Annotated in this window: 9 protein-coding genes; 3 read left to right on the top strand and 6 right to left on the bottom strand. The window is 44.3% G+C overall.

Features of this window, described 5'->3' with window-relative positions; translation table 11 throughout:
- Positions 1-262: 262 nt before the first annotated feature.
- The 3 genes from BV375_RS02165 to BV375_RS02155 all read right to left on the bottom strand — a co-directional run bounded on the left by BV375_RS02165 (position 263) and on the right by BV375_RS02155 (position 4,683).
- Positions 263-1,048, bottom strand: coding sequence for a DUF4058 family protein (locus tag BV375_RS02165; RefSeq protein ID WP_086756774.1), 786 nt, complete (start codon positions 1,046-1,048; stop codon positions 263-265).
- 190 nt (positions 1,049-1,238) lie between these two features.
- A complete protein-coding gene (locus tag BV375_RS02160; RefSeq protein ID WP_086756772.1) occupies positions 1,239-1,736 on the bottom strand; it encodes a cupin domain-containing protein in 498 nt (165 codons plus the stop codon).
- 736 nt (positions 1,737-2,472) lie between these two features.
- Positions 2,473-4,683 carry a family 10 glycosylhydrolase gene (locus BV375_RS02155; RefSeq protein WP_086756770.1) on the bottom strand — a complete coding sequence of 737 codons (2,211 nt, stop codon included), beginning with the start codon at positions 4,681-4,683 and terminating at the stop codon, positions 2,473-2,475.
- A 347-nt stretch (positions 4,684-5,030) separates the two neighbouring features.
- Here BV375_RS02155 and BV375_RS02150 point away from each other — a divergent pair, with 347 nt between their 5' ends.
- Both BV375_RS02150 and BV375_RS02145 read left to right on the top strand, forming a co-directional pair.
- Positions 5,031-5,261 (top strand): helix-turn-helix domain-containing protein, encoded by a 231-nt coding sequence (locus tag BV375_RS02150; RefSeq protein WP_086756767.1) that lies wholly within the window; start codon positions 5,031-5,033, stop codon positions 5,259-5,261.
- 16 nt (positions 5,262-5,277) lie between these two features.
- The gene (locus tag BV375_RS02145; protein ID WP_086756765.1) at positions 5,278-8,406 is read left to right on the top strand and encodes a PAS domain S-box protein; all 3,129 of its coding nucleotides are present in this window, start codon (positions 5,278-5,280) and stop codon (positions 8,404-8,406) included.
- Positions 8,407-8,611: 205 nt separating this feature from the next.
- Here BV375_RS02145 and BV375_RS37975 read toward each other — a convergent pair whose 3' ends face one another.
- Genes BV375_RS37975 through BV375_RS02130 form a run of 3 tightly spaced genes read right to left on the bottom strand, consistent with a single transcriptional unit; the run spans position 8,612 to position 9,462 of the window.
- Positions 8,612-8,746, bottom strand: coding sequence for a WD40 repeat domain-containing protein (locus BV375_RS37975; protein WP_243713822.1), 135 nt, complete (start codon positions 8,744-8,746; stop codon positions 8,612-8,614).
- A 16-nt stretch (positions 8,747-8,762) separates the two neighbouring features.
- Positions 8,763-9,128 (bottom strand): DUF5615 family PIN-like protein, encoded by a 366-nt coding sequence (locus tag BV375_RS02135; protein WP_086756763.1) that lies wholly within the window; start codon positions 9,126-9,128, stop codon positions 8,763-8,765.
- A complete protein-coding gene (locus tag BV375_RS02130) occupies positions 9,103-9,462 on the bottom strand; it encodes a DUF433 domain-containing protein (protein WP_086756761.1) in 360 nt (119 codons plus the stop codon). Before BV375_RS02130 ends, BV375_RS02135 begins: the two co-directional genes overlap by 26 nt.
- A 340-nt stretch (positions 9,463-9,802) precedes the next feature.
- On the opposite strand from BV375_RS02130, the gene smc reads away from it, so the two are divergent.
- Positions 9,803-13,459, top strand: coding sequence for a chromosome segregation protein SMC (gene smc, locus BV375_RS02125; RefSeq protein ID WP_086756758.1), 3,657 nt, complete (start codon positions 9,803-9,805; stop codon positions 13,457-13,459).
- The last annotated feature ends 28 nt before the right edge of the window (positions 13,460-13,487 follow it).

The raw sequence follows: 13,487 nt of genomic DNA, 5'->3' as shown, positions 1-13,487 counted from the left end.
CATATTGGAATCAAAATTAATATCTGTAATTGCAACAGATATTGGCACGCTTCCCTTGTAAAAAACTTTATTAAGGGAAGCCATCTTATCAATGCCAAATTATTACAATAAACTGTGAAATTAATAAGTAAGTCAGTGGGAAAAAACAAAACTAAGTTAAGAAAGGTAAAAAAAGCTAGAATCCTCTTCCCTTCTGCCTACTGCCTCCTGCCTTACCATAACGATAATTTTTAACACTGAGCTACTTAATACACAAATAGTTTCAGCGCCAACCTTTCTCTATTAATAAAGCATTTGCCCAAGCTGCATCGGTTGCTGATAGTGGTGGTATGGGATCGGAAGTATAATCGAGCTTGAGATCGTAACCTGCGCGATCGTAGATGTCACTTAACAAAGCCTGTAAATCTATAATAGGTTCGCGATCGCCCGCCCGCAAAGGAAGAGGAAATGGCGCGATCGCATCCTGTAGGTTAAAAGCATAGAGATCTGCACTGGGACGGCAGTCTCCCCGACTGACTAAAATCCGGTAGTGATTTTGACTACCGTTGGCAAACACTGGCATGGGTTCCCAAACCCGCAGTAAATCGATTTCCACTAGATGAGTAGAACTCCCTAAGATTCGTTCCCGTTTGCTTTCGTAGGTTTGCCGTCCTTTTCCCGGACGCTTGTTAACAGGTGAGAGAACTTCAATAGCCGTTATAACCTCTTTTGTTGCCACCTTCCGGATTTCTAAATAGCCTTGGCGAACAGTCTCCGGAATAGGAACAGTCACCCGGATTGGTTGTACGGGAGAAGCAGAAACGGTAACTTGGGATGGATGTCTCTGTGCGTTACTAACTGAACTCTGGATTGAAACATCAGGAATTCCAACTAAGAGTGACTGTTCCCCACTGGTTTCGTACATTCGCACCTCAACGGAGACAGAATACTTAGGTCGCAGTTGGGGGGTCAAAGACTCTGTCAGCGCAGCAATGAGTAGCAAGTGAACCCCAGGCCAAATTTCTGGGTGTTCTAAGTAAGGGTCCATTCCGGGGAAAGGAGAAGGCATGATCGAGATAGCAATTCTCAAAAAGTTTTCCAGGGTTAAGCTATAACCTATTTACACTGTAACTAATCAGGTTTGTTCTTTCTGTCATTGTGAATCAGTGCGGTCATGAGAGAAAAACACACATGATTTTGAAAGCTTGGGCAATTGAGCTTACCTTGAAATCAGTGACCGACCCATGAATTTTTCATTCCTAAGCAGAAGCATCAGCAGTAGGAATCAGAATTTGGATACCGTACTTGGGGGCAGTTGCGATAATTCTCTCGATGACTTCAGGGGTAATAGGTGGAGGTGGAGCTAGTGGACTTGCTACTTTAGTACCCACTTCTGCAAAAAATTTTTCAATACCTGCTGGTGTAGTCCAACATAACAATTTACCAGTTGTTGAACCAATATTTTTAAAATAGTGGAGTTGACCTTTGGGGGAGTGCAGAAAAGTGCCAACATTAGCGACAATCGTTTGGTCGTCTAGGTGAAACTCAAACGTACCTTCTTGAATGTAGAAAGCTTCATCTTCATGAGTATGAATATGTGGCGGTGGCCCTATTTGTGGTTCTACAAAAATTTCAAATAAAGCATATTTTCCATCTGTATCTTCACTAATTGCTTTAAAAGTAACTATATCACCAGCTACTAAGTAAGAATCACCTTGACCAGGCTGCATTAGTACACCGTTTTGATTGATCGTCATGTTGATAATCCTGGTTAGATTGAATTGTCATAATATTGACTCGAATTAAGTTAATAAACAAGTAAAAATATCTATATATTACGGACATTTGAAAAATTTTTGTATAACTTATAATGTTGAAATAAAACTCCAAATTGCCGCTTTAGACTCATACTAACTTGCAATCATAGGTAGTATTTTTTCACAATAGGCTATGCGGAGAAAAACAATCTGATTAATCTCAAGTCATTACAATAGACTGCAAATCATACATTTTTGATTTTAGATGGATTACAATCGCCTTCTGGGCATAGCTTTTGTAAATCCATCTGTCTCAATCATTTTTCTAGTTGGTAGTATCAGTTAATTTTATCTAACTGCACTGTGGCGCTACCATCATTATCATTATATTTAATTTTAACAAGTCATTTATGATAAATCGAGAAAATAATCAAAATACCCTACTGTGATACTTTAGGATGTTATACCAATTTGAAAAAAGAATGCGACAGATTGTAGGGGCACGGCACTGCCGTGACCTCTAGAATATTTATTGATGTGTCGCAAACATTATTTGATTTGGTATTAGAAATAGATTTCAGAAAATAAGCAATAGTAATTCAAAAAATCTCCGCGCAAAGCCTTACGTCCCTACCTCATGTATTTGTCGTTCTAATGAGAAAAAATCTCCGCGTCATCAATTGGATGACACGAAGTTGGACAAGCGACATCAATTTGCAAATGTAAAGCTCAGAAATTAACTGACTGTAATCGCTGTTCCTAAACTCTCATTCGCTAACCTGTTAACTGCGGAGACTGCATAGGTTCCCGGCCCTACAGTGGCAAAGTTTGTCCCAGCAGATAAAACTCGCTGAAGTACCCAACTATCTCCAGTTTGCCGATAAAGCGCCCAAGAACGAACTGGTTGATTATCACCAGGTTGCCAATTAAGTTTGCCGTTAATATATTGCAATGCTATGGGGGGTACTGGTGGTGTGGTATCGTGCCAAGGCAAAATAGGAGGTAGGGCGGGCTTGTTATAAAGCAGACTTTGGAACTTATCAGCAATTCCCTGGCTATTGTCCATCAACACACCCAAGTTAAAGAAAATATTCCCCAGTGATAACAGTCCAGCTTGGCTACGACTAATTATTACCTGCTTTTCAATCTCTTCACTCTCCCGACTCTTGTTGCTAGGTTCCGTTAAATTGTTACCAGCATAAACGTGTTTTTGTTTTGTGTTTACCTGTGTCCACCACTTGAGTAAGGCAGAATAACTTTGTTGTGTTTGGTCGGTACGCCAGTAAAGTTGGGGAGCAATGTAATCAATCCAACCTTGTTCTAGCCATTTCTTCGAGTCAGCATAAAGTACATCGTAAGCATCCAAGCCGGTAATTCCTGATGGTTGTCCGGGACGATAAATACCAAAGGGACTAATACCAAACTTAACGTAGGGCTTTGCAGCTTTAATTCCCTCAGCTAGACGCAGCACCATGAGATTGACATTTTCTCTGCGCCAGTCACCCAAGCTAAGTCCACCGCCAGCTTCTTTATAAGTTGCGTAGGTTTTGCTATCAGGGAAATTTTGACCAGATATGGGATAGGGATAAAAGTAATCATCTAAGTGAACGCCATCTATTTCATAACGACGTACAACATCAAGAATAACGTTGTAAGCCCTGTCTTGAACAATTTTCAATCCTGGGTCCATCCACAACTGATTACCCCATTGATAAACAACTTGGGGGTTAGTTACCGCTATATGGGGACTGACATTCAACCCTTGCTGAATTGAAGTTTTGGCGCGATAAGGGTTGAACCAAGCATGAACTTCAATATTGCGCTTGTGGCATTCTGCGATCGCATACTCTAAGGGGTCATAAAATGGTTCTGGTGCTTTGCCTTGGGTTCCTGTCAACCAAGCACTCCAAGGTTCTAATGATGAAGCATATAAGGCATCACCTTCTGGCCGCACCTGGAAAATCAAAGCATTAAAGTTCAGCTGCTGTAATTTGGTGATAATTGCCAGTAGTTCAGATTTTTGTTGTGCAACAGGTAGTCCTGCTTTAGAAGGCCAATCACTATTCCAGACTGTTGCTACCCACGCCCCTCTAAACTCCCGTTGATGATTTACCTTAACCGTATTAGATGGTACTGGGGTAGGTGTTGGAATGGGTGTTGGCGTTGGTGTTGGTATAGGAGTGGGGGTGGGTGTTGGTATTGGTATTGGAATGGGTGTTGGCGTTGGCGTTGGTATTGGTATTGGAATGGGTGTTGGAGTAGGTGTTGGTATGGGAGTGGGTGTTGGAGTAGGTGTTGGTATGGGAGTGGGGGTAGGTGTTGGAGTAGGTGTTGGCGTTGGTGGGATTACTAAGTAGGCAGAGTTAATTTTGTCTGCTTGCCCCAGATAAACTAATGCTTGATAGACTATCACTGCTACATCAGCACGAGTCGCCGCAATATTTGGGCTGAGTAATTTTATATTTGGATAGCTAGCTACTAACCCTGCACTAGTAGCAATGGCTACTTGATTTTTGGCATAAGCTGCGATCGCTGTTGCATCTTTGTATAATTGCGGCAATGCACTTACCAAGTCAGGTTTTATCTTAGTAGCAATATCTAAACCGTTGACTATAGCCACGAAAACATCGCCCCGAGCAATTCTATTGTTGGGGCGGAAAGTGCGATCGGGGTATCCACTAATAAATCCAGTCTCATAAGATTTTTGAATAGCACTTAAAGCCCAATTGTTAGCAGGCACATCATTAAAAGGAACATATTGCCGCTTTGGAGGTACTGTAAATACTGCCGCAATAATGGCAGCAAATTCAGCGCGAGTCACTGAGTTATCTGGGCGAAAAGTCCCGTTAGGATAGCCATTTAAAACGCGACGCGCTGATAAAGCTTCAATAAATAAGCGTGCCCAATGGTTATTAATATCTGAGAACGGTGTAGAAATAGATACCATTGTGGATTGCACCTAGTTGTGATTTTGTCTCTTCTTTGTTAATTTAGCAACATACGCGCGATCGCTGCGCACATATCAGCCCGCAGCTAGAAGCCACTGGCTCAAACACACAGACGCAAAGTCTGTTTCTACCATTTAGAGTGATAGTGGAGTAGTTAAATCAAACTGTAGAATAATGCAGCAGTTAGAAAATAAGTTTGCTATGACAACAATCAATCCAAACTAAAACTGCTCAAAAAATTAATCACGAGAATTTCAGTTGCCAGGTTTGTTTCCTTTGATGGATACAATGTCAGATATACCAAGTGTTATAAGTGGTAAGAATGCACTTTGACCCTTCGTGCCTTATGCCTGCGATCGAGCAATCAGAGATAGCATATCTGGTGCGAGAAATGCGACAACGCTTGGAACTTTCGCAAGCCAAGTTTGCTACGAAGTTAGGGGTTTCATTTGGGAGCGTCAATTGTTGGGAGAACGGGCGGACAAAACCCTTACCCATTGCGTTGAAGCAGATTGAGTACTTGCTGCATCAAATGGGCGAGCCTGGCAAAGCTTTGCTCGCCAAATACTTTTGGTAGTGAGGGCGGAGACTATATGACTAATGACCTCCACCGCTCTGTCTTTGCAGGTAAAGATTCACTTCAAAGTTCTCAGGAAATAACTGAAGCGGATGTTCTGATCGCAGCAGCACTAGCTAGCCGTCCCGCACGATCGCCTGATTTTGCGGCTGAGAACCAAGCGCTTCGCACCCTTGCCCAACATCTGACAGACGATCCACAGTCCATACTTAAAACTCTCGTTGGCCTTGTGCTCGATCTGTGTCGAGCCGATACGGTCGGAGTCAGCCTACTCGAAACCGCACCCAATGGTGAATCAGTCTTTCGCTGGGTGGCGATCGCAGGTGCGCTCTTGCAGTGGGAACAAACCACGACACCAGGCAATTTTAGTCCCTGTGGCACAACTGTCTCTTGTAACCAGCCCCAACTCTACACCCATCCTGAACGCTATTTCACCTATTTGGCTGATCCGCAGTTTCCGATTGTGGAAGAATTGTTGATTCCGCTGTGCGTCAACGCTCGTCCCTTGGGCACGCTGTGGATTGTATCGCATTCAGAAGCTCGTCAGTTTGATGCTGAAGATCAACGGCTGATGATGAGTTTTAGAGGCTTTGCCGCTTCTGCCCTTCACAGTATGCCAAAGTTGCAACAGGCGGCAACAACAGCGTTGCCTCAAAGCGAGAAGTTTAATCAGCAGATCCTCAATAGTAGTGATGACTGCATCAAGGTGTTGGACTTAGAGGGGCGAATTCTGTTCATGAGTGAGGGAGGGCAAGCACTACTGGGCATCCAGGATATAACACCGTTCCTCAACACGTCCTGGCCCCAGTTCTGGGAAGGAGCAGCTCAGCAAGCGGCAATCGAGGGGATCGCCAGAGCAAGAGCCGGGGAAGTTTGCTCCTTTCAAGGGTATCGTCCGACGCTCTTGGGCGAACCCAAGTGGTGGGATTGCAAAATTAGTCCTATTCGAGGAGTAGATGGGCAAGTTGAACGGCTGTTGTGCATTTCGCGGGACATTACTGAGCGTAGGCAAAGCGAAGACAAACGCAAACAGGCTGAGGATCGCTTACGTCATAGCGAGGAGCGCTTATCGGCGATCTTCTCACAAGCCGCAGTAGGGCTTTGTGAAATCTCACTAGATGGACATTTTCAGCGTGTCAACGACGAGCTATGCCGCATTCTGGGGCGATCGCGTGAGGAGATACTGGCAGCAGGCGTACCCGATGTCACCCATCCCGAAGACGTACTCAAGAGCCTGGAGGCTTTTGAACAACTGCTGGCAACGGGTCAGCCAGTCTCGCTCGACAAGCGCTATCTACGTCCTGATGGCACGATTGTCTGGGCAAACAGCAGCCTCAGGAGCCTTGAGGATGAGCAGGGTCGTCCGCGCACTGTACTAGCGGTCACCGTCGATCTGAGCGATCGCAAACGAGCAGAAGCAGCCATTGCAGCCGACCTTCGAGATACAAAACTGTTGCATGACCTAAGCGTACAACTCACTACCGAAACCGATATTCAGGTACTGTATGACGAGATTATGGCAACTGCTATTGTGCTGACAGAGGCAGATGCCGGAACGGTGCAAATTCTCGATACCGCAACACAAGACTTGGTGCTGCTTGCCACGCAGGGATTTGAGCGCAACCTGACTGAGCATTTTCACCGCGTGAATGCCAGTTCTAAGACGTCTTGTGGCATCGCCCTCAAGAATGGCAATCGCACCTTTATTGACTTCGATGTGCCGGAGAGCGAAGACCTTGATGGTTCATTGCGAATGCATGTGGAGGCTGGATACCTCTTTGCGCAGTCCACCCCGCTGATTACCCGTTCGGGCAAACCGATCGGCATGGTTTCGACGCATTGGCGAGAGCGCCACCAACCCAGCGATAGCGAAGCGCTGCTGCGAAGCGCAGATCGCGAGTTGCGGTTTCTCGATTTACTCGCTCGTCAAGCTGCTGACCTGATTGAGCAAAAACGCATTGAGGTGGAAAGAGAACAACTTCTTGCCCGCGAACAAGCCGCCCGAGCGGAAGCCGACCGTGCCAACCGGATCAAGGATGAGTTTTTGGCAGTGCTGTCCCATGAATTGCGATCGCCTCTCAATCCAATTTTGGGCTGGTCGAAACTGTTGCAGAGCGGCAAACTAGACGCGACAAAAACCCAGCAGGCATTGAAGACGATTGAACGGAATGCCCACCTACAATCGGAATTGATTGAAGATCTGCTGGATGTTTCTCGGATTCTACAAGGCAAGCTCAACCTTAACGTCAGTTCGATTAATCTGGTCTCCATCATTCAAGCGGCGATGGAAACGGTACGGCTGGCGGCAGAAGCCAAGTCAATCAAAGTAGAGGCAAGCCTTGCTCCGGATGTGGGTTTGGTTTGGGGTGATTCCACTCGGTTGCAGCAAGTGATTTGGAATCTTCTCTCAAATGCGGTGAAGTTCACCGATGTAGGAGGACAGGTGAACATTCGCTTAGAATACCAAGAGGCTCATGCTTACATTACCGTCAGCGACACTGGGCAGGGAATTGCGCCTGAGTTTCTGCCCTACTTGTTTGACTACTTCCGCCAAGCAGATGCGGCAACGACTCGAAAATTTGGTGGGCTAGGATTAGGACTGGCGATCGTGCGGCACCTAGTCGAACTGCATGGTGGAGCAGTTGGGGTCGAGAGCTTAGGGATTGACATGGGTGCAACCTTTACTGTCAGACTTCCACTCATGCCCATACAAGCAACCGTCAATCAGAACGATCAATCATCAGATTCATCTTCTGATTTGAACGGTATTCAAGTGTTAGTCGTGGATGATGAACCGGATTCACGGGAGTTTGTTGCCTTTGTGTTAGAGCAAGCTGGAGCAAACGTAATGACCGCAACGACCGCCGATGAAGCATTGACAACACTCATTCACTCAAAGCCAGATGTGCTGCTCAGTGACATCGGGATGCCAAAAGTGGATGGCTATATGCTGATGCAACAAGTGAGAGCATTGCCGCCAGAACAGGGGGGGCAAATTCCAGCGATCGCCCTCACTGCCTACGCAGGAGACTTTAACCAGCAACAAGCATTAAGAGCTGGATTTCAACAGCATGTTTCAAAACCAGTGGAGCCAGAGGTGTTAGTCAGGGCGATTACAAGTTTACTCAATCACAAAGGGCGTTAATTTTATTACAGATTTTGTTCTTAGCGGTTCTCGAAACGAAATTTGCAAAGAATCTTGGGAAATTCTGTTACAGCCAAAAATTATTGCAGAACTAGAGCATCTTGTATTTATAAATAATCACTTCATCCGCAAACAGGTAATCTCTACGCTAGGAAAAATATGTAGTTATAATAGCGTGCCTATTCTGATCCAAGCATTTCATGAACTACGCGATCGCGATCCAAATTGAGAGTGAGTTGTAACCAGCACTAGCCAAGATTTTTTTGTCTGCACTAACAGCGATACAGTTAACTGCAAAAGGTTCTGTTAGGGTTGCGATGCACTGCCAATCTATAGGCATTGATTTAGCTTTGATTTTACTGAAGCAATGGTAAATGCACTATTTGGTTTTGATATTTATCATCAAAAGATGCTTCAGCAATTATAATTAATTCATTAATATTTTGACCAATAGTTAATTTATCATTCAAAATAAAAATGCCTGGCATATTCTGCCCTTGGGCGATGTGTTCAGCCAAATGTACAGGCATAGATTTACGATTATTTGTCACTAAAATAAAGTTGTGTTCTTCACACCAGCATAATATTTCTGGGTCGAGTGTGCTTTTAGGAGGAGTAGCAGGTTCTCCAACTACCCAAACAATTAAATCAGGTTTTTGTCGTCTTAGTTGAACTTGATAAAGAGGAGCAACATTTTCATCTAGCAGATATTTGAGAGTCATTGCCCTTTGCTTGTTTCATGGCTTCTCTTTCCGCTTTGAATTTTAGCAGCTTGGCAACAACTGGCGGGGGATTACGTCGCTGTTCTTCCTGCATTCTATGACTCCACTCTAACCAATCAGTCAAGTAAGCGCTGACAGCTTCTTTGTTATGCAGGTAATAAAGAATAGTGGCGTAAACTTGTTCTAATGTTAGTGAAATATAAATGTTAGCAATCTCCTCCGGAGTTCGAGCGCGGTAGATGTACTCATAAAGAATAGTTTCAATGCCTACCCTTGTACCTTTGAGTCGAATATCATCAGGACGCTGGAAATCAAAATAATCTTCTAGAAGCATAATTTACATTATTATTTATTGGGCTAAATATAATTTTACAGAATTGCAAAATATATCTATAACATTCAATTGAAAACTAGTTTATAAAATTTCATTGCTGCTAACACTTATTTTTCAAACATGATATAAGTAAGACTGCTATCTTAACGATAGTACAAATGTTCGACACGAGCATTAAGGGAATGGCGCAGAATTACCAATGACCCATAGCCCATGCTCTATATCTGATTTCTCTGCGCCGGGAGTTGTTGGATAAATCCGAAATTCTCTGGCTGAACTAGTAGACAATCTATATTTCCTTGCTACACTTTTACTTCATTAGCCCAGCAAAAGAGCGCCTATGGTTCATGTAAAGCGCGTCGAACTTACCAACTTCAAGTCCTTCGGTGGTACTACCCAAGTTCCTTTGCTGGGGGGGTTTACTGTCATATCTGGGCCAAATGGTTCTGGTAAATCGAATATTCTTGATGCGCTGCTGTTTTGTCTCGGACTCGCTAGTTCTAAGGGAATGCGAGCCGATCGCCTCCCAGATTTGGTAAATAATACTCAAACAGCTAAAAGTCGTGCCACTGTCGAAGCTAGTGTTACAGTGACGTTTGATATCACTGATGCAGTGTCGCATAACGATACAAAGGCACAAAGCAGCGAAGATAACTTAGAGGAAGTAGAAGTTGTAGAAGTAGTAGAGGCAGTTGAGGAAGAAAATTCCAAATCTCACATCCCAAATCTAAAATCGGGAGAATGGAGTGTCACCAGAAAGCTGCGAGTGACACACCAGGGAACTTATACATCGAATTACTATATTAACGGTGCATCTTGCACTCTGACAGAGTTACATGAAGCATTAGAGACACTGCGGATTTATCCCGAAGGCTACAACGTTGTACTGCAAGGGGATGTCACCAGCATTATCTCAATGAATGCCAGAGAACGGCGAGAAATTATTGATGAATTGGCAGGGGTAGCGGCGTTCGATCGCAAGATTAACCAAGCTAAGGATACTTTAGATGAGGTGAAGGAGAAGGAAGATAGTTGTCGGATTATTGAGACAGAATTAACTGTACAACGCGATCGCCTTTCTCAAGACCGCGCCAAAGCGGAAAAATACCAAAAACTCCGGGCGGAATTTTTGTCTAAGCAATCATGGGAAGCTGTATTATCGTGGCGTTCTCTGCAAGCACAGCAAGAAAAATTAGCTAATCAAATTCAAAGTGGCGATCGCAAATCTGAAGAACTTTCTGCGGAACTGACAACTCTTAACACCACAATTGCGCAAAAAACTGTTGAACTAGATCAACTAAATGCTCATGTCAAAGCTTTGGGAGAAGAGGAACTTTTAGCCGTACAATCTACCCTCGCCACCCAAGAAGCTGAGTACAAACAACTCCAGCGTCAGCGCAGCGAATTAGAAACAGCAATTCAGGAAACTGCAAAACGTCAGGCGCAAAACCAGCAAGAAATTCAGCAACACCAACGTTCCCTAGAACAAATTGCCCAAACTCAGGTTGTCGAAAAGCAATCGATTGTTTACTGTCAGCAGCAAAGGGATGAGACACAACAAGCTTTAGAAACTTCTCGCCAAGCAGCAGCGGAAATTGCTTCGGCTTCGGAAGCATGGGTACAGCAACAAACAGCCTTAAATCGTCAAATTGAAACTCTGCTGCAAACTCTCGAACCTCAACGCACCGAGCAAGCGCAGTTAACAGAGCGCAATAGCCAACTACAGCAGCAAATTCAAGAGCAAACCCAGCTAGTTGCTACTTTAGAGCCAGAATTAGCCACAAAACAAGCTGATTGTAGTCGCTTAGAAACAGAATTTAATGCTTCTAGCGAACCCATCCAAAACTTAGCGCAAAATCTCGCAGCCACCGAACAAGAACTGCAAATTCAACAAGATACCCAAAAGCGCTTACTACAAGAACAACGGGAAAAACAACGGCAGTTAGATAAATTAGAGGCCCAAGCGCAAGCACAGCAAGAAGTCCAAGGAACGCAAGCTAGCAAAGTCATCATGCAATCGGGAATGCCCGGACTTTGTGGCTTAGTGGTACAGTTAGGCAGAGTAGAACCGCGCTATCAGCTGGCTTTGGAAATCTCTGCTGGTGGGCGTTTGGGACATATCGTGGTGGAAGATGATGGTGTCGCCGCAACTGGGATTGAACTGCTAAAGCAGAAACGTGCTGGAAGAGCTACTTTTTTACCCTTAAACAAAATTAACGCTCCCAGATTTACCCAAGATGCCACCCTACGTTTAGCTAGTGGCTTCGTCAACTATGCTGTAAATTTAGTTGAGTGCGATCGCCGTTATAAAGATGTATTTAGCTATGTTTTCGGTAACACTGTAGTATTTTCTACCCTAGAACAAGCGCGGAAAAACTTAGGCTTATACCGCATCGTTACTCTTGACGGAGAATTGTTGGAAACTAGCGGTGCGATGACTGGTGGTAGCAACACCCAGCGTTCAGCTTTGCGGTTTGGAAATGTGGAAGCCGCCGAACCTGAGGAAGTCGCCGCCTTAAGAAACCGCTTAGGGGAGATTGAGCGAGTTTTAGATCGTTGTGGTGAAGCTATCAATAAGCTGTCAATCAAAACTAAAGCCTTGGCGCAAGAAGTCACAGAAGCGCGTCAAGCACGGCGAGAACAGCAGTTGCAATTGGAACAGTTGCAAAAAGAAATTAAAACTTTGACATCGCAGTTAGAAAATACGCGATCACAATTAGCTCAAAACAGCGAAAAATTTGCTACTGCTCAATCTCGTTTGGAAGTTCTAGATCGGGAATTACCAGGGCAAGAAACTCAGTTGCAACAATTGCGACAAACTTTAGCAGAGTTAGAAGCATCGCAAACTCCTAGCGAATGGCAACAAATCCAAGCAACTATTAAAAATCAAGAGCAACAATTACAACAAAGAGAAACTTCGTTACGGGAAGCCGAACAAAGATTAAAAAATCTCGAAAATCAGCAACAGCGCTTGCAAGAGAAAATTCAAGAAGCAGAAGAACGGATTGCTCAATACCAGCAAGAACAAGAGACACAGCAAAATCAACTAACAGCACTCAGCACCCAGCACTCAGCACTCAGCACGCAAATTGCTGAAATCCGTGCAAGGTTGAGCCAGATGGAACTGAATTTAGGGGAAGAAAAGCAAAAACGCGATCGCACCGAACAAGAATTGCGATCGCATCTTCTGCGTCAGCAACAATTAGAATGGGAACTGCAAAAACTTCAAGAAACTCTAGTAGCACGGCGTGAGGAATTAGTTAACGTCAAAGAGCAACTGCAAACCCTAGCGCCAGAATTGCCCGATCCTCTGCCAGAAGTGCCAGACCAAGTAGACTTAGAAGAATTGCAGAAAGAATTGCGATCGCTTGCTAAACGTTTACAAGCAATGGAACCAGTAAATATGCTGGCTTTGGAAGAATACGAACGTACTCAAAACCGCCTGCAAGAACTAACACAAAAGCTGGAAACCTTAGAAGCAGAGCGCACAGAATTACTTTTGCGGATTGAAAACTTTACTACATTGCGTCAACGCGCCTTCAAAGAAGCCTTCGATGCAGTTAACGAAAACTTCCAATCAATTTTCGCCACCCTTTCCGATGGTGATGGCTACCTGCAACTAGACGATCCCGAAGATCCCTTTAGTAGTGGACTGAATTTAGTTGCACACCCCAAAGGCAAACCAGTACAGCGATTAGCTTCCATGTCTGGGGGCGAAAAATCTCTAACAGCCTTAAGCTTTATCTTTTCCCTGCAACGTTACCGCCCTTCCCCCTTCTATGCCTTTGACGAAGTAGATATGTTTTTGGATGGGGCAAATGTAGAACGATTAGCTAGAATGATTAAACAACAGGCAAAACAAGCACAATTTATAGTTGTGAGTTTACGCCGACCGATGATAGAATCAGCCGAACGCACAATTGGCGTTACTCAAGCACGGGGCGCTTACACCCAAGTTTTGGGAATTAAATTGCAAACCGACCATACATCTGCTTGAGTTTTTGTTAATAATAGTGTATAGATTA

It is taken from the genome of Nostoc sp. 106C, from assembly GCF_002154725.1.
Taxonomy (GTDB): Bacteria; Cyanobacteriota; Cyanobacteriia; order Cyanobacteriales; family Nostocaceae; genus Aulosira.
The sequence above is the reverse complement of the archived record's forward strand: the minus strand, read 5'-3'. Positions and strand labels throughout refer to the sequence as shown.

What these genes read in the sequence shown, in the direction of transcription:
- BV375_RS02165 (WP_086756774.1), bottom strand. Translation starts at nt 1,048, where the DNA reads ATGCCTTCTCCTTTCCCCGGAATGGACCCTTACTTAGAACACCCAGAA.
- BV375_RS02135 (WP_086756763.1), bottom strand. Translation starts at nt 9,128, where the DNA reads ATGACTCTCAAATATCTGCTAGATGAAAATGTTGCTCCTCTTTATCAA.
- BV375_RS02130 (WP_086756761.1), bottom strand. Translation starts at nt 9,462, where the DNA reads ATGCTTCTAGAAGATTATTTTGATTTCCAGCGTCCTGATGATATTCGA.
- BV375_RS02145 (WP_086756765.1), top strand. Translation starts at nt 5,278, where the DNA reads ATGACTAATGACCTCCACCGCTCTGTCTTTGCAGGTAAAGATTCACTT.
- BV375_RS02155 (WP_086756770.1), bottom strand. Translation starts at nt 4,683, where the DNA reads ATGGTATCTATTTCTACACCGTTCTCAGATATTAATAACCATTGGGCA.
- BV375_RS02160 (WP_086756772.1), bottom strand. Translation starts at nt 1,736, where the DNA reads ATGACGATCAATCAAAACGGTGTACTAATGCAGCCTGGTCAAGGTGAT.
- BV375_RS02150 (WP_086756767.1), top strand. Translation starts at nt 5,031, where the DNA reads ATGCCTGCGATCGAGCAATCAGAGATAGCATATCTGGTGCGAGAAATG.
- BV375_RS37975 (WP_243713822.1), bottom strand. Translation starts at nt 8,746, where the DNA reads ATGCCTATAGATTGGCAGTGCATCGCAACCCTAACAGAACCTTTTGCA.
- smc (WP_086756758.1), top strand. Translation starts at nt 9,803, where the DNA reads ATGGTTCATGTAAAGCGCGTCGAACTTACCAACTTCAAGTCCTTCGGT.